19 protein-coding genes are annotated in these 13,543 nt (G+C 40.1%); 15 read left to right on the plus strand and 4 right to left on the minus strand.

Annotation, left to right across the window (positions count from 1 at the left end; all coding sequences use genetic code 11):
- Window positions 1-52 precede the first annotated feature (52 nt).
- From MBBTH_RS03500 to MBBTH_RS03545, 10 genes are all read left to right on the plus strand, one after another.
- Window positions 53-898, plus strand: a complete 846-nt coding sequence (locus MBBTH_RS03500; protein ID WP_116591669.1) for a pantoate kinase — start codon at window positions 53-55, stop codon at window positions 896-898.
- Window positions 891-1,406: a class I SAM-dependent methyltransferase gene (locus MBBTH_RS03505; protein WP_116591670.1), complete on the plus strand. Its 516-nt coding sequence runs from the start codon at window positions 891-893 to the stop codon at window positions 1,404-1,406. The genes MBBTH_RS03500 and MBBTH_RS03505 overlap by 8 nt, the downstream gene beginning before the upstream one ends.
- Window positions 1,407-1,592: 186 nt before the next feature.
- On the plus strand, window positions 1,593-2,384 hold the full coding sequence (locus MBBTH_RS03510) for a 2-amino-3,7-dideoxy-D-threo-hept-6-ulosonate synthase (protein WP_116591671.1): 792 nt from the start codon (window positions 1,593-1,595) through the stop codon (window positions 2,382-2,384).
- Window positions 2,385-2,392: 8 nt separating this feature from the next.
- A complete protein-coding gene (locus tag MBBTH_RS03515) occupies window positions 2,393-3,523 on the plus strand; it encodes a 3-dehydroquinate synthase II (RefSeq protein WP_116591672.1) in 1,131 nt (376 codons plus the stop codon).
- Window positions 3,524-4,090, plus strand: a complete 567-nt coding sequence (gene thpR, locus MBBTH_RS03520; RefSeq protein ID WP_243409660.1) for an RNA 2',3'-cyclic phosphodiesterase — start codon at window positions 3,524-3,526, stop codon at window positions 4,088-4,090.
- A gap of 4 nt (window positions 4,091-4,094) precedes the next feature.
- Window positions 4,095-5,447 carry a CCA tRNA nucleotidyltransferase gene (gene cca / locus MBBTH_RS03525; protein ID WP_116591674.1) on the plus strand — a complete coding sequence of 451 codons (1,353 nt, stop codon included), beginning with the start codon at window positions 4,095-4,097 and terminating at the stop codon, window positions 5,445-5,447.
- 22 nt (window positions 5,448-5,469) lie between these two features.
- Window positions 5,470-5,811: a hypothetical protein gene (locus MBBTH_RS03530; RefSeq protein ID WP_116591675.1), complete on the plus strand. Its 342-nt coding sequence runs from the start codon at window positions 5,470-5,472 to the stop codon at window positions 5,809-5,811.
- A gap of 44 nt (window positions 5,812-5,855) precedes the next feature.
- Window positions 5,856-6,407 carry a DUF2284 domain-containing protein gene (locus MBBTH_RS03535; protein ID WP_116591676.1) on the plus strand — a complete coding sequence of 184 codons (552 nt, stop codon included), beginning with the start codon at window positions 5,856-5,858 and terminating at the stop codon, window positions 6,405-6,407.
- Between the two features lie 9 nt (window positions 6,408-6,416).
- On the plus strand, window positions 6,417-7,103 hold the full coding sequence (npdG, locus tag MBBTH_RS03540; protein WP_116591677.1) for an NADPH-dependent F420 reductase: 687 nt from the start codon (window positions 6,417-6,419) through the stop codon (window positions 7,101-7,103).
- 10 nt (window positions 7,104-7,113) lie between these two features.
- Complete coding sequence (locus MBBTH_RS03545) at window positions 7,114-7,590, plus strand: PDDEXK family nuclease (RefSeq protein ID WP_133241937.1); 477 nt, start codon at window positions 7,114-7,116, stop codon at window positions 7,588-7,590.
- A 2-nt stretch (window positions 7,591-7,592) separates the two neighbouring features.
- On the opposite strand, the gene MBBTH_RS03550 is transcribed toward MBBTH_RS03545, so the two are convergent.
- Window positions 7,593-7,883 (minus strand): transcriptional regulator, encoded by a 291-nt coding sequence (locus MBBTH_RS03550; protein WP_116591679.1) that lies wholly within the window; start codon window positions 7,881-7,883, stop codon window positions 7,593-7,595.
- Window positions 7,884-8,013: 130 nt separating this feature from the next.
- Here MBBTH_RS03550 and MBBTH_RS03555 point away from each other — a divergent pair, with 130 nt between their 5' ends.
- Together MBBTH_RS03555 and MBBTH_RS03560 are read left to right on the plus strand one after the other, a co-directional pair.
- Window positions 8,014-8,343, plus strand: a complete 330-nt coding sequence (locus MBBTH_RS03555; RefSeq protein WP_116591680.1) for a TIGR04076 family protein — start codon at window positions 8,014-8,016, stop codon at window positions 8,341-8,343.
- A 2-nt stretch (window positions 8,344-8,345) separates the two neighbouring features.
- Window positions 8,346-8,966 carry a zinc ribbon domain-containing protein gene (locus MBBTH_RS03560; protein WP_116591681.1) on the plus strand — a complete coding sequence of 207 codons (621 nt, stop codon included), beginning with the start codon at window positions 8,346-8,348 and terminating at the stop codon, window positions 8,964-8,966.
- Here MBBTH_RS03560 and MBBTH_RS03565 read toward each other — a convergent pair.
- Window positions 8,955-9,587, minus strand: coding sequence for a CatA-like O-acetyltransferase (locus MBBTH_RS03565; protein WP_116591682.1), 633 nt, complete (start codon window positions 9,585-9,587; stop codon window positions 8,955-8,957). The two genes, MBBTH_RS03560 and MBBTH_RS03565, sit on opposite strands and share 12 nt — an antisense overlap.
- Window positions 9,588-9,661: 74 nt before the next feature.
- Between MBBTH_RS03565 and MBBTH_RS03570 the strand changes: the two genes are divergently transcribed.
- Together MBBTH_RS03570 and MBBTH_RS03575 are read left to right on the plus strand one after the other, a co-directional pair.
- Window positions 9,662-10,993, plus strand: coding sequence for an FAD-dependent oxidoreductase (locus tag MBBTH_RS03570; RefSeq protein ID WP_116591683.1), 1,332 nt, complete (start codon window positions 9,662-9,664; stop codon window positions 10,991-10,993).
- A gap of 12 nt (window positions 10,994-11,005) precedes the next feature.
- Window positions 11,006-11,983 (plus strand): Mrp/NBP35 family ATP-binding protein, encoded by a 978-nt coding sequence (locus tag MBBTH_RS03575; protein WP_116591684.1) that lies wholly within the window; start codon window positions 11,006-11,008, stop codon window positions 11,981-11,983.
- Here the strand turns inward: MBBTH_RS03575 and MBBTH_RS03580 are convergent.
- Together MBBTH_RS03580 and msrA are read right to left on the minus strand one after the other, a co-directional pair.
- Window positions 11,975-12,370 carry a hypothetical protein gene (locus MBBTH_RS03580; RefSeq protein WP_116591685.1) on the minus strand — a complete coding sequence of 132 codons (396 nt, stop codon included), beginning with the start codon at window positions 12,368-12,370 and terminating at the stop codon, window positions 11,975-11,977. The two genes, MBBTH_RS03575 and MBBTH_RS03580, sit on opposite strands and share 9 nt — an antisense overlap.
- Before the next feature lie 13 nt (window positions 12,371-12,383).
- The gene (gene msrA / locus MBBTH_RS03585) at window positions 12,384-13,289 is read right to left on the minus strand and encodes a peptide-methionine (S)-S-oxide reductase MsrA (RefSeq protein ID WP_116591686.1); all 906 of its coding nucleotides are present in this window, start codon (window positions 13,287-13,289) and stop codon (window positions 12,384-12,386) included.
- Window positions 13,290-13,343: 54 nt separating this feature from the next.
- On the opposite strand from msrA, the gene MBBTH_RS03590 reads away from it, so the two are divergent.
- The gene (locus tag MBBTH_RS03590; RefSeq protein WP_116591687.1) at window positions 13,344-13,538 is read left to right on the plus strand and encodes a hypothetical protein; all 195 of its coding nucleotides are present in this window, start codon (window positions 13,344-13,346) and stop codon (window positions 13,536-13,538) included.
- Window positions 13,539-13,543 lie beyond the last annotated feature (5 nt).

Here is a 13,543-nt window from a genome sequence, read left to right on the forward strand (position 1 = left end):
TATTTTCTTATAAGAGGAAATTTTTAATTAAATTAAAAACATAATATTAATTATGTCAAATTCAGTTTTCGTGCCTGGCCACATTACAGGTTTTTTCACAATAGAAAACCATGAAATCTCACTTAAGAACGGATCTTGTGGTGCGGGGTTTTTACTTTCCAAAGGAGTCAGGACAACAATCGATGATGCTGATGAACTGATTATAAATGTTAATCAGGGAGATTCGACTGTCATTGATGAGGTTTTGAGGATTTTGGAAATTGATACAAATTTTAAGATTACACAAGACATTCAGTTGCCTATAGGAGCGGGTTTCGGCACATCAGCCGCTTCAGCCTTAAGCTTATCACTGGCATTGAATGATTTCCTGGATTTGAATTATCCAAAGGAGCTATGCGGACAGATTGCACATATGGCGGAAGTCAATCTTGGAAGCGGTCTGGGCGATGTCATCGCACAAACTGGCCACGGAATGGTTTTAAGGGTGGAGCCGGGAGCTCCGGGCATTGGCAAAATAGAATCATTTGAGCATGACGTTTACGTTGCATGGAAAAGCTTTGGAGGAATCGACACGTCAAGCATCATTCGAGATCCCCATCACAGGGAAGTGATTTCGGATGTCGGCTTGAAATATCTTGAATTCTTTGAGGAAAAGTCCAGCCTGAGGAATTTCCTGGACTTTTCATACAAGTTTTCCACAGAGACAAATCTGATGTCAGGCGAAGTCAAGTCATTAGTTGATTATCTTAATTCCAGGGACGATATTTTGGGCAGTTCAATGGCAATGTTGGGAAATACTGTGTTCGCCTTTGCATATGATAAGAGTGCCTTCGAAACTTTAGACATTGAAGGACTTCATGTAGATAAACTTAACAATGTTGGGATAGTTCATGATTAAATTATGCTATGATGTTGAAAAATACCGCAGCGACATCTTGGATTTGGTGAAACCCACCGACACAATAATCGAGCTGGGATGTCATGTTGGCGGAACCACCAAATTGCTTCCGCAGACATGTAATATCACAGCCATTGACAATTCCCCAGAAGCCCAGGAGAAAATGGATGAATTGGAGCATGTTAAATTTATCAATGCCGATGTGAGACTGCACGATACATTGTCAGAGGTTTTCAAATCAATACAATCATGTGACATGCTTTTGATTGACTTAGGTGGAGGCTATCATCCAGACACTGTTTTTAAGGTTTTTTATATCTGGTCAAGCACATTCAAGCCAACACATACAGTAATCAGAAACCGTGGCCTTCTTGAGTTTTTCAACTCAGCAGAGGGAAGCGGTGAGGAATACACTTCACAAAGCGGATATCTGGAATCATATCATGATGCAGGCATACCTCCACAAATTAAAGAGTTTGACCTGTGGACATCATCACTCAAGAAGTGAGATGATTATAGAAAATTGAGTGATATTGCTTCAATTCAAGTAAAATAAGTAATTAATAATATCATTCTGTTTAAATTTTTCTTTTTCATTTTATTTCTTTTTCTATTTTTATTTATCCCGCCGTATATTTCTGTACAATTAATATTATATAATATTATAAAGATAATATAAATTGAGGTTATATCTATGATAGGTAAAAAAATTCGTTTAGAAAGAATCATTAACAGAAATACTAAAAGAACAGTAATTGCGCCTATGGATCATGGTGTGTCAAGCGGTCCTATTCCAGGAATCATTGACATGGATGAAACCGTCGAAAGCATCTCCCAAGGAGGAGCCGATGCAATTCTAATGCACAAAGGAATCGTTCAACAAGGACACCGTGGTTATGGAAAAGACATAGGGCTTATTGTTCACTTGTCAGCAAGTACATCCCTTGCACCAGACCCAAATGACAAGGTAACTGTAACAAGCGTTGAAAAGGCAATCCAACTCGGTGCCGATGCTGTTTCAATTCACGTAAACCTCGGTTCAGAGACTGAAAGCCAAATGCTTCAGGAATTAGGTGAAATCGCTGAAACCTGTGACTACTGGGGAATGCCTCTTCTTGCAATGATGTACCCAAGAGGCCAAAAAGTCGAAAACGAACACGATGTCGAATTCGTTAAACACGCAGCACGTGTAGGTTCTGAACTCGGTGTTGACATCGTTAAGACCAACTACACAGGAGACCCTGACTCATTCAAGGAAGTGGTTGAAGGAGCAATAGTGCCTGTTGTCATTGCAGGCGGCCCTAAAATCGATACCGATGAGGAATTATTGCAAATGGTTAAGGACTCCCTTGAAGTTGGCGGTGCAGGTGTAGCATTCGGACGTAACTTGTTCCAAGCTGAAAACCCTGGAAAAATCACCCGTGCAATTTCAGAGATTGTCCACCATGATGCAGAAGTGGACGAAGCATTAAAATTCTTAGAATAGGTGATTTGATGCAAAACAAATTCGCTTGGATAAGCACTCCTGATGAATTATGGGATAACAAGAAAGAAATGATTACCACAGCACTGGAATCAGGAATTGACCATGTTCTCGACTTGGACGATTGTGAAAACATCAGAAAATTGGGCAATGTCAAAATAATTTCAAACAGTGAAGATGCAGACATATTTCTGGTTGGAATCAACGGTGAAGGAGATGGCTTTCTTGAATTGAGCGAGGATTTCACAGACTCAGTGGACATCGCCAACGCAAGAAAAGCGAAAAGCGAAGGAAAAACAGTATGTGCATATGTTATAATCACTGATAAGGCCCATGAACAATTGGCAGTGAAGTTGGGTTCGATTGCGGATTATGTGATTCTTGTCGGAACAGACTGGACAATCATCCCACTTGAAAACATTATTGCAGACCTGCAGAAAGAGGATGTAAATATCATAGCTGCTGTGCGTGACGTTGACGGTGCACGCGTCGCATTGGAGACATTGGAACATGGAACTGACGGCGTTATCTTTGAGGCAAATGACTTCAACAACATCAAAAAGATTGCACAGGAAGTCATAGAGGCATCACAAAGCAAATACGAATTGAAAATCGCAACCGTTACCAATGTTAAACCATTGGGATCAGGCGACAGGGTATGTGTCGACACAACAGACATGATGAAGCCCGGTGAAGGAATGCTGATCGGTTCATATTCAAAATCCATGTTTTTGGTACATTCAGAATCGCTTGAAAGCGAATATGTCGCATCACGTCCGTTCAGAGTAAATGCAGGACCTGTTCAGGCTTATGTCATGGTTCCGGGCAATAAAACAAGATACCTATCAGAATTGGTCGCTGGAGACGAGGTGTTGATTGTCAATACTAAAGGTGAAAGCAGAACAGCATATGTCGGAAGAAGCAAGATTGAAAGACGTCCTCTGATATTGATTGAGGCTGAATATGAGGGACAGACCATTCGCACATTGCTTCAAAATGCCGAAACAATCCGTATAGTGGATGAGAATGACGAACCATTGTCAGTGGCTGACGTGAAGGCAGGGGATAAGGTGAAAGTATACATCGAATCAAGCGCACGTCACTTCGGAATAGCCATTGATGAAACAATCATAGAGCAATAGGTGTTGAAATTGACACAGGTTAGAGCATTTTTGGCAATTGATTTGGATGATGACTTAAAACCGAAAATCAACAAGGTAATCAAGGAATTCAAGCAGATTGACACCAGAATAAAGTATGTGGAATTGACCAATCTTCACTTGACATTAAAGTTCTTTGGTGATATAGACACAAATGGTTTGGAAGTTCTTGAAAAGGCAATTGCAAATGTTCTAGATGACTTCAGACCATTCAAGATTAACATTAAAGGTTGCGGAGCATTTCCGAACAGCAATCATATAAAAGTGATTTGGGTTGGAATAGAGGATGATGCAATCCTGAAGGACATGCATGACAGGCTTGATGAGGAGTTCAAAAGACTCGGATTTGACAAGGACAGGAAATTCTCAACCCATTTGACAATCGGAAGAATGAAATCCGCAAAGAATAAGGATAAAGTTAAAAAAGTTATTGAAGAATTTAAGGATATTGAAATTGGGGAAATGGAAGTGGACAGCATTCGTCTCAAGAAATCCACACTTACTCCTCAAGGACCGATATATGAGGATTTAACAATATTTGAATTGTGATTTTATGGATTATAAAGCTATTTTAGAGGACATCAAACCTACAGCAGAGGAAAAGCAGCATATTGATAAGGTATCATTGGACATAATGAACTTCCTTCAAAAAGCATGTGATGAAAAGGGAATTGATGCTAAGGTAGCTTTGGTCGGCTCAGTCGCCAAGAACACTGCCCTTAAGGGCAAATCAGACATTGACATTTTCATAGCCTTCCCATTGGATACCGAAAAGAAGTATCTCAAGAAAAAAGGTCTTGAACTGGCACACTTGTGCTGCGATGAATTCGGAGGTGATGCCGAGCATCATTTTGCCTCACACCCTTATGTGACCGCAGAAATTGGGGACTGTGAGGTCGACATCGTGCCGTGCTATGCCATCGAGGACGGAAGCCAGCTCAAATCCGCAGTTGACAGGACAATTCTCCACACACGTTACGTAAAGGAGAACCTGAAGGAGTCCCAGGAGGATGAGGTTCTTCTACTGAAACGTTTCATGGCAATGACAGGAACATACGGTTCCGAATTCAAGGTTGGAGGATTTGCAGGCTATCTGTGCGAATTGCTGATTATTAATTATGGCGATTTTGAAAGCACATTAAAGTCAGCCATCAACTGGAAATATGGCCACACCATCGATTTGGAAGGATACGGCACTGCAGGCAACTTCAAGGATCCTCTGATAGTTATTGACCCGACAGACAAGAACCGCAATGTCGGTGCTGCATTAAGGCTTGACAAGATGGCGGAGTTCATTCAATCAGCACGAAATTACATATTCGGAGATAACAAGAAGGATTATTTTTACCCTCTCAAACGTGATTTGAACAAAGATGATATCCTAAACGAATTTAAACAAAGGGGAAGTGACCTAATTGCATTCAGGTTCGACATTCCTGAAATGCCATTGGACACCCTTCACCCGCAACTTAGAAAAACCTGCGAAGCGCTTGAGAGAAAACTTAATAGCGAGGAATTCAATGTCTTCAAGGCCGATTACTGGAGCGATGAGGTTGAAAAATGTGTCATTCTGCTTGAAATGACCACATCAAAGATCAATAGCGTAAAGGTCAATGTCGGGCCGAAGGTCTTTATCACACAGGCCTGCGAGAACTTTGCCGCAAAATACGGCCGTCAGAACTGTTATGTCCAGGGAGATTTCCTGGTGCACACACAGGAGAGGGAATTCAACGATGCACGTGACTTGATATCTCATATCTTTACAAAGGAACACATAGGTCTGATTAAGGTGGGAAAGAACCTCAAGAACATTATCATAAACACATTCGAATTCATTGACATTGAGGAAGTGGATGAAGAATTCCTGGACGATTTCCTGAATCCCGGCCAATATATTGTAAGATGAAATTTTTTCTAAACGTGATAACATGAGCGATAAAACCCTGTACGATTTTGAAAACGAAAATATGGATGACTATGAACTCATAGAAAGGAAGGCATTCAGAAAAGCCGTAGAGCTCAACGACAAGCTGATAGATGCCAAGACAATTCTTGAGGAAATCACATATGATTGGGATGAGTACATCAAGTTTCTAGAGGATGAAAGGATTTCAAAATACTGTGAGTTCAAGTGTCAGGAGACTATAGACTTTGATGAGGAGCTATTGAATGCAATAGCCCAGACACTTAAACAGTCTTTAAATAATACCAATAAAGCCATTGCATATAATTCAAAAAAAATTAAAATTAATCGTGTTATTGATGGATAATTTTATAGAAAATTTTATTATATTCAAAATGTAAAATATAAATTATGTCAGAGATTAAAAAACTCACTGCCGATGTCGATGCCGAGGAATATTATAAAAACTATGTTGATTTTGAAAAGTTCTCCAAGCTCTGCATCGAAGAACAGGAAATGTTGGGATACAACTGGAGCTATCCTCCATTCGATTTTGATGTAGATGAGTTATGGCATTCTTTCAATAAATTAAAGATTATTGCTTTTAAAATAGATTTTTCCAAGGAAGAACTGGAACATACCTTTGAAGAGCGAGAACTGGAATTCGTTTTGAAAAGGTTTGAACGCATCAAAGGCAGATTGATGAATGACATATACATGCTGGAAAATGAGGATTCCCAGGGATTGTTTTTAGGAAAGTGCAACATGTGCATGAGATGCACACGGGAATTCGGCCTGCCGTGCAAGATGCCGGTGAAAATGAGATATCCGCTTGAAGCTCTCGGTGCGGATGTGGACAGGACCGTTGAAGACATTTTCGGTTATAAAATACTTTACGCTCATGATGGTAAACTGCCTGAATATCTTATATTCGTAGGCGGTCTGCTTTATGATAAAAAATAGGTGGTAAAAATGAAAGTCAGTGTAATAGGTGGAACCGGACCTCAAGGATTAGGTATAGCCGAAAGATTGGCAATTGCAGGTGTTGAAGTAATTGTCGGATCTAGAAAAGAAGAAAAAGCTTTAGACGTAGTCGCAAAGGCAAAAGAAGACCTTGCAGACTATGACTTGAACATGGTTGGAATGGCAAACGAAGATGCTGCAAAAGAAGGTGACGTATTAATCCTCACAGTACCTTTAGCTGCTCAAAAACCAACTGTAGAAGGAATCAAGGAATTCTGTAAAGACAAAATCGTCATGGATGCAACCGTACCATTAGAAACAGCAATCGGCGGAAAACCATTCAGATTTGTTGACCTCATGGAAGGATCAGCAGCTGAAAGAACTGCAAAAATACTAGAAGGAACCGGTGCAAAAGTAATCTGTGCATTCTGTAACATTTCAAACTCTCACCTAGCAAACATCCCAGAAGAAATCGACTGTGACTGTTTGATTGCAGGTGATGACGCAGAAGCAAAAGCTACTGCAGCCGAAATCATTGACAAAATCCCAGGTATCAAAACCATCGATACAGGTATATTGGAAAAAGCAAGAATCATTGAAAAAATCACACCATTATTGATTGGATTGAACATCAAGTACAAATCCCACTATGGCGGATTAAGAATCACTGGTATTCCTGCTTTGGACAAAGACTAACTTGATTGACATGGATTCATTTGAGGCATTAATCGGAAAGAGCATTAATGAAGTAACCTTAAATGAATCACCAAATTTTTTTTTAGCGCCGCTTAAATACTCCCTTAAGCGTTGCGGCAGACGATATCCCGCTACAAAATATAGGCTGGTAGATATTGATTATTTTGATTTAATCTCCTTTTCTGAACTGTTCAAGCGTGAGGCAATAATGATTATCTGGTATGATGACGAGGATATCATAACGGATTTGGAAATCTATTATCTCAGCAATGACTTTGATATACTTTTTAAGGACTATTACTTCATCAAGAAGGCCATTGACAATGGCGAGGCCCATAACCTGACGGAAGGGGACACGACTTATCTTGGCGCTGCACGGATTAATGAGAAGGTGCCTCAACCAAACAGCGACAGGCTGGCAAACAAACGTGAATTTGTTTTGAAAAAGAAGTATCTTCAGAAGATAATTAATGAAATGGGCTATTGATTTCAATTTTTTAATTTCTCTTCATGTGTTTTAATGTAATCTAAAACCTTTTCTCCCTCTTCGGTAAGTGAATACAGTCTTCCTTTGCGGAGATCCGGTGTGGCACAATAAATCAAATCAATTTTTCTTAATTGGGACAATAGATTACTGATGTGGTTGGTCTTGACGTTAATTGCTTTCCCAATCTCTTTTGGAGTATGATATTCGTTATCCAAAAAGAGGATTATGTTTTTCCTATGCTCTGATGCCAGAACATAAGCGATTTTTTCTAATTGTACATCATCATTTGGCATTATAGATATTTTAGTTTAACTTAAAAGGCATTGATATATATAATGTTGTACCTATATATTACATTATTAGCAAATTTATTACACATCTTTTTCTATTAATGTTATTAATCATTAAAACAAACAGTTAATCATGAAAAAAGTAAAAATCACCATATTGAAAACAACCCTTCAGGAAGACCTGGCAAAGGAGTACGGAGTTGACGGCCTCACAACATGTCCTCTTATGAAAGAGGGAGAGGTGTATTATGCCGATTATGCAAGGCCTGAAGGATTTTGCGATGAGGCCTGGAAGGCAATATATCAGTATGTATTCGCATTGGCCCATGGAGCCAGTGAAATCTGGTATTATTCCGACTGGATTAAGACTCCCGGCGTTGCAATCGTTTCCTGCAACGATGGGTTGAGGCCGGTGATAATGAAATTAGAAGCGACTGAAATCGAAGCCCTTCCGGAGGAGTGATCATGCCAACCTGTCCCAATTGCGGCAGCTACATCCCCTTGGGAAATCATTCATGCAGCTGCGGAACCACAATCAGATATGACGATGATGATGAGGACTACGAGGAACAGTCAAGACGTGCAAGTCACGCTGAAGCTTTAATTTGGCTGAAAAAACAGGCAGAAGCCAAAAGAAGAAGCGAAAACCCTTATGACAATGACCTTTTAAATGAGCTTCATCATGAAGGCGCTCCGTCGAAGATGCTTGACAAAATGAGTGAGGGACTATGGCTTTTGAACAACAACTACGGCCTTGAATGGGATGATTATGAATTTCTGGACCCTCTCCTAATTTTCATTCTCAAGAAGCATCATGATTACTTTGACGTGAAAATAAGGGCGAAATATAATGTAGAAAGCGTATACAATGAGGTTGTTCTGCTTGAGGACACGATCATTCCTGATTTTACAAGACTCTACTCAAATGACCAGTTCAAAAAAATAGTTAGGGAAATGGAAGAGAAGACTGATTCCAAGTTCCATTTCTGCAGGGTGGTTATCATAGGTTATGAGTTCATGGTTTCCGCCGTTTTCGACGATAGGGGATACATTGTCGATTTTGAAAACATGCGGCTAGTCGAATAGTTCGCCGTCAAACTCTTTTTGCGCATTTTCAAAGAAGTATCCAAGTTCACGCCCGTTCACGAATATGTGTGAAACGGTGATTGAAACGCTCATTTCGTATTTTTCATTCACTTTTCCCCATGTTATCAGGGGCTGGATTGCGTTTCCGTAGACCACGCAGTTGGTGAGTGTGTCGAAATCGATCCATGGTATGCAGGATAGGTTTACGATGTTTGTCCTGTCCCTGTCCTCCATTTCAATGAAAAAGCCTTCCTTTTCACCGCATAGAATATCGGCAGACAACTCCTTCACATAGTCATGCCATTGGATGATGTCATCAAATTCCTGAGGTGTTTTAACTCGCATTTCACGATATATATCATTGTCCTCATCCATTATCGGACTTACACCTTCAAGCTCTTCATATTCGATGACCTTGCCGTCAATTATTCTTCTTCTGAGTTCGGGAACGCTGTTTGTGGCGTTCAAAAGGCAGCCCAGGCTCATTATGAAAAATGATTTTTCATTTTCATGACACCAGTTCCATAGCTTTTCCACATTTATTCTTGCGGATATTGCGTATCTGGTTGAAAGGAAGTTTATAAACGGATTTTCTTCTAAATTAAATTCAATTTCTCTCATTGGATAACCTTAATCTTTTTATATTATTTATAATTATATATAATATTGTATAAATCTTATATGGTTTTGTTAAAATGAAAGTAGTAATTGTAGGTGGAGGAGCTGGAGGAATATCCACAGCTTCCAATATACGTAAATTAGATAAAGAGATTGAGATAACAGTTCTCACAAGAGACAACAAGGTGGCATACTCTCCATGTGCCATTCCTTATGTACTGTCCGGAAAGATAGAATCTTTCGACGACATCATCATGAGGACTCCTGAAGACTACAAGGAAAAGGACATTGACGTTATCACAGAAGTAGAAGTAACCGAGGTTGACTCAGACAAAAAGACAGTCACCTATGAGAAAAACGGCAAGAAAACAGTCATGGATTACGATAAACTGGTTTTAGCAACTGGTGGAAATCCGTTTGTGCCTCCTATGCAGGGAGTGGAACTGGATGGAGTTTTCAGAATCCGCAACATCGACGACGGTATGAGGGTACAGGAAGCTATGAAGGATGCAAAAAGTGCCATCGTAACCGGTGCGGGATTGATAGGTATTGAAATTGCCTATGCACTCAAGCAGCAAGGCTTGGATGTAATCCTAAGTGAAATGTTGCCTCAAATCGTTCCAAGATCACTTGACAAGGACATGTCAGACATATTGGTGAAATATCTTGAGATGGAAGGAATCCAAGTCGTTTTAGGAAAACCTATCACCAAGCTGATTGGTGAGACTAAAGTAGAAAAGGCATGCTTCGGCGATGAGGAAATCTATGACGCAGACATGGTAATCATGGCAACAGGTGTAAGGGCCGAGTTGGACCTTGCAAGAATGGCAGGATGTGAAATCGGAAGATGGGCAATTCTTGTAAATGACAGGATGGAAACCTCAGTTGAAGACGTTTACGCAGTCGGGGACTGTGTTGAATCCAAGGATTTGATTTTAGGTTCAAACACCATTTCACAATTGGGTACCACTGCAGTTCGCGAATCAAAAACATTGGCCCGTACAATATGCGGCAAGAAATCCAAATTCAATCCGGTATTGAACTCAATGGTGTCAAAAGTCGGTAAATTGGAATTCGGTGCAGTTGGATACACAACAAGTTTCGCTCAACAAAACCGTATCAGGCCTGTAGTTCAAAAGGTACAAGCACTTACAAGAGCACGTTACTATCCAAATGCAAAACCAATGGATATTAAGGTTATATGTGATGGAAACGGAACCATTATAGGCTGTCAAATCATAGCAGAGGAAAGAGTAGCAGAAAGAATCGATACAATGACATTGGCAATTACAGAAGGTTTGACCTGCTTTGATTTGAGCAATATGGAATTTGCCTACGCACCGCCTGTATCAATGGTTACAGACCCATTAATCTTAGCAGTTGAAGAAGTAAGCAAAAAATTTAATTAAGGAGGAGATTTAATGGCAGAACATGGTCAAGGACATGGCCATCATGGTCACGGGGGTCAGATGACTCCTGAACAACAAATGCAAATGATTCAGCAAGACATAAGACTTGCAAAGAATTTAGGTCAAATCAAGCATAAGATTGTAGTAATGAGTGGAAAGGGAGGAGTAGGAAAATCTACAGTGGCTGCAAACATTGCAGAGACATTACAGGCTATGGGCTACAAGACAGGTATCCTGGATGCGGATATTCACGGACCAAACGTCCCTAAGATGCTCGGTATCGAAATGCTTGAAGAGGAATTCAACCAATATCAATTTGATAAATTTAAAGAACTTGTTGAAGCTGGTCTTGACACCAGCCTGCCTGAAGAGGAACAACGAGAATATATTGAAAATCAAAGGAAGGAATACCAGCATTCCATTTTCCCTGTTACAACCGCAAGTGGATTGAAAGTAATGTCAATGGCATTTCTCATCGATGCGTTGGACAGGCCTATCATCTGGAGAGGACCTCAAAAAACCGGTGCAATCAAGCAGCTGGTTTCCGACTGCCACTGGGGAAAACTTGACTTTTTAATCATTGACAATCCGCCTGGAACTGGGGACGAACCTTTAACAGTTCTTCAAACCATTCCTGAAGCCGATTTGGTATTGATGGTCACCACACCTAACGTCGTTTCACAGGAAGACGTATTGAAATGCGTTAAAATGGTTGAAATGATGAACATCAAAAACATTGGTCTCATCGAAAACATGGCATACTATATCTGTCCTCACTGTAATGAGAAGCTCAACATATTCGGTGAAGGCAACGGTGAAAAGTTCGCAGAGGAAATGGAAATCACCTACTTGGGCGATTTGCCAATTGAAGAAAAGGTTTCCGATGCCCCTAATAAGGAAGGTACAATTTCCGTTCTTGACCCTTCAGATGAAGTGTCCAAGAGATTTGTGGAAATCATTGAAGATATTAAAAAAGAGTTTTTAGAGTAAGCTAGTGTTTATAATATAGCTTACGCTACTAATGTTTACAAGGTATCCTAAGAAATTAGGATCCTCTTTTAATTTTTTGAAATAATCTAGTTTTTCTATTATGTATTCCTTGTTCTCATCCATCACGTTCAGGGAGAAGTACTGCATGCCCAGGGTGTATTCCCTTTCGTCGGTGAATATCGGCACGATATATTCGTCATCATTGCCGTATGGGATTTTAACGGGTTCATTATCCTCGATTGAAATGATGAACTGGTTGTCCTGGATGTATTCCTTCATGTCCTGTTCTATTTTTAGGATTGCTTCCTCATTGCCGTTCTCGCCCTGCATGTAGGCAAGATTTATCAGGTTTTTGAATTCAGGGTGTTTTATTTCTTCAAGTTTCATTGTATCATTATTTCTATTTTTTGTTATTTAACAATTCATCTTTTGGTATGAATTTCAATGCTGCAGAGTTTATGCAGTACCTTGGACTTCCTCCAGGTCCGTCATCAAAGAGATGGCCCAGATGTGAGTTTGACTTTGCGCTTCTAACCTCTATTCGTGTTGTGCCGTGTGAGAAGTCCCTGTGCTTTTTAATCACATCATCAGAAACTGGCCTTGAAAATGCCGGCCATCCGCATCCTGAGTCGAACTTGTCCTCTGAAGAGAAGAGAACTTCACCGTTTACAACGTCTACATACACACCATCTTCAAAAAAGTCATCATACTTTCCACTGAATGGCGGTTCTGTCATAGAAAGCTGTGTTATTTCATACTCTTCACGAGTCAAGTGGTCGAATTCTTCATCGTCTATTAAATTTAAATCAACATGACAATAGCCCTGCGGATTCCTTTCAAGATACTTCTGATGATAGTCCTCGGCAGGATAGAAATTGCCTATTGCACGGGCCTCGACAACAATCCTTTTTGATGACTCCTTCTGTTTTTGCCTCAGGAAATTGATGACGGTGTCCCTTTGTGACTCCTCCTGCCAGTAGATTCCTGTTCTGTACTGGGTTCCGATGTCTGCACCCTGACGATTTTTGCTGTACGGATCGATAATCCTGAAAAAATTCTCAAGGATTTCCTCCAGGGAGATTATTTTCGGGTTGTAGGTTGCCTTGACCGTTTCGGCATGGCCTGTCCTTCCGCTGCAAACCTTTTCATATGTTGGTGCAAGGTCATTGCCGTTGGCATAGCCAACCTCGGTGGAGTTGACTCCCTTCAATCTGGAAATGAATGCCTCAACGCCCCAAAAGCACCCTCCCGCCAGATAGATTACTTGCTGTTTTTCAAACATGTTTAATTGTTTGTTGTTAAACATAAAATATTTTTATTAGGTAAATTAAAATGTATAGTATATACTGGAGGAAATTTAATGTTTTACAGTACAATAATGAAAATCGATTCAATTGACAGATTAAGAGACATAAGGGACGCATTGCTTGTGGAACAAGGAATCAACCCAACCCGTCAAGGTGAACAGGCCATTAAGGTAGTAGTTGAAAGAATTGATGAAATCCAAGCTACTTTAGACAAATCTGCCACTAAAAACTTAAACAGACGTAAGTGATTTTT

This window comes from Methanobrevibacter thaueri (assembly GCF_003111625.1).
GTDB lineage: Archaea > Methanobacteriota > Methanobacteria > Methanobacteriales > Methanobacteriaceae > Methanocatella > Methanocatella thaueri.

Excerpts from the sequence above, each read along its gene's own strand:
- MBBTH_RS03500 (WP_116591669.1), top strand. The coding sequence starts at position 53 with ATGTCAAATTCAGTTTTCGTGCCTGGCCACATTACAGGTTTTTTCACA.
- MBBTH_RS03505 (WP_116591670.1), top strand. The coding sequence starts at position 891 with ATGATTAAATTATGCTATGATGTTGAAAAATACCGCAGCGACATCTTG.
- MBBTH_RS03510 (WP_116591671.1), top strand. The coding sequence starts at position 1,593 with ATGATAGGTAAAAAAATTCGTTTAGAAAGAATCATTAACAGAAATACT.
- MBBTH_RS03515 (WP_116591672.1), top strand. The coding sequence starts at position 2,393 with ATGCAAAACAAATTCGCTTGGATAAGCACTCCTGATGAATTATGGGAT.
- cca (WP_116591674.1), top strand. The coding sequence starts at position 4,095 with ATGGATTATAAAGCTATTTTAGAGGACATCAAACCTACAGCAGAGGAA.
- MBBTH_RS03530 (WP_116591675.1), top strand. The coding sequence starts at position 5,470 with ATGAGCGATAAAACCCTGTACGATTTTGAAAACGAAAATATGGATGAC.
- MBBTH_RS03535 (WP_116591676.1), top strand. The coding sequence starts at position 5,856 with ATGTCAGAGATTAAAAAACTCACTGCCGATGTCGATGCCGAGGAATAT.
- npdG (WP_116591677.1), top strand. The coding sequence starts at position 6,417 with ATGAAAGTCAGTGTAATAGGTGGAACCGGACCTCAAGGATTAGGTATA.
- MBBTH_RS03545 (WP_133241937.1), top strand. The coding sequence starts at position 7,114 with ATGGATTCATTTGAGGCATTAATCGGAAAGAGCATTAATGAAGTAACC.
- MBBTH_RS03550 (WP_116591679.1), bottom strand. The coding sequence starts at position 7,883 with ATGCCAAATGATGATGTACAATTAGAAAAAATCGCTTATGTTCTGGCA.
- MBBTH_RS03555 (WP_116591680.1), top strand. The coding sequence starts at position 8,014 with ATGAAAAAAGTAAAAATCACCATATTGAAAACAACCCTTCAGGAAGAC.
- MBBTH_RS03560 (WP_116591681.1), top strand. The coding sequence starts at position 8,346 with ATGCCAACCTGTCCCAATTGCGGCAGCTACATCCCCTTGGGAAATCAT.
- MBBTH_RS03565 (WP_116591682.1), bottom strand. The coding sequence starts at position 9,587 with ATGAGAGAAATTGAATTTAATTTAGAAGAAAATCCGTTTATAAACTTC.
- MBBTH_RS03570 (WP_116591683.1), top strand. The coding sequence starts at position 9,662 with ATGAAAGTAGTAATTGTAGGTGGAGGAGCTGGAGGAATATCCACAGCT.
- MBBTH_RS03575 (WP_116591684.1), top strand. The coding sequence starts at position 11,006 with ATGGCAGAACATGGTCAAGGACATGGCCATCATGGTCACGGGGGTCAG.
- MBBTH_RS03580 (WP_116591685.1), bottom strand. The coding sequence starts at position 12,370 with ATGAAACTTGAAGAAATAAAACACCCTGAATTCAAAAACCTGATAAAT.
- msrA (WP_116591686.1), bottom strand. The coding sequence starts at position 13,289 with ATGTTTAACAACAAACAATTAAACATGTTTGAAAAACAGCAAGTAATC.
- MBBTH_RS03590 (WP_116591687.1), top strand. The coding sequence starts at position 13,344 with ATGTTTTACAGTACAATAATGAAAATCGATTCAATTGACAGATTAAGA.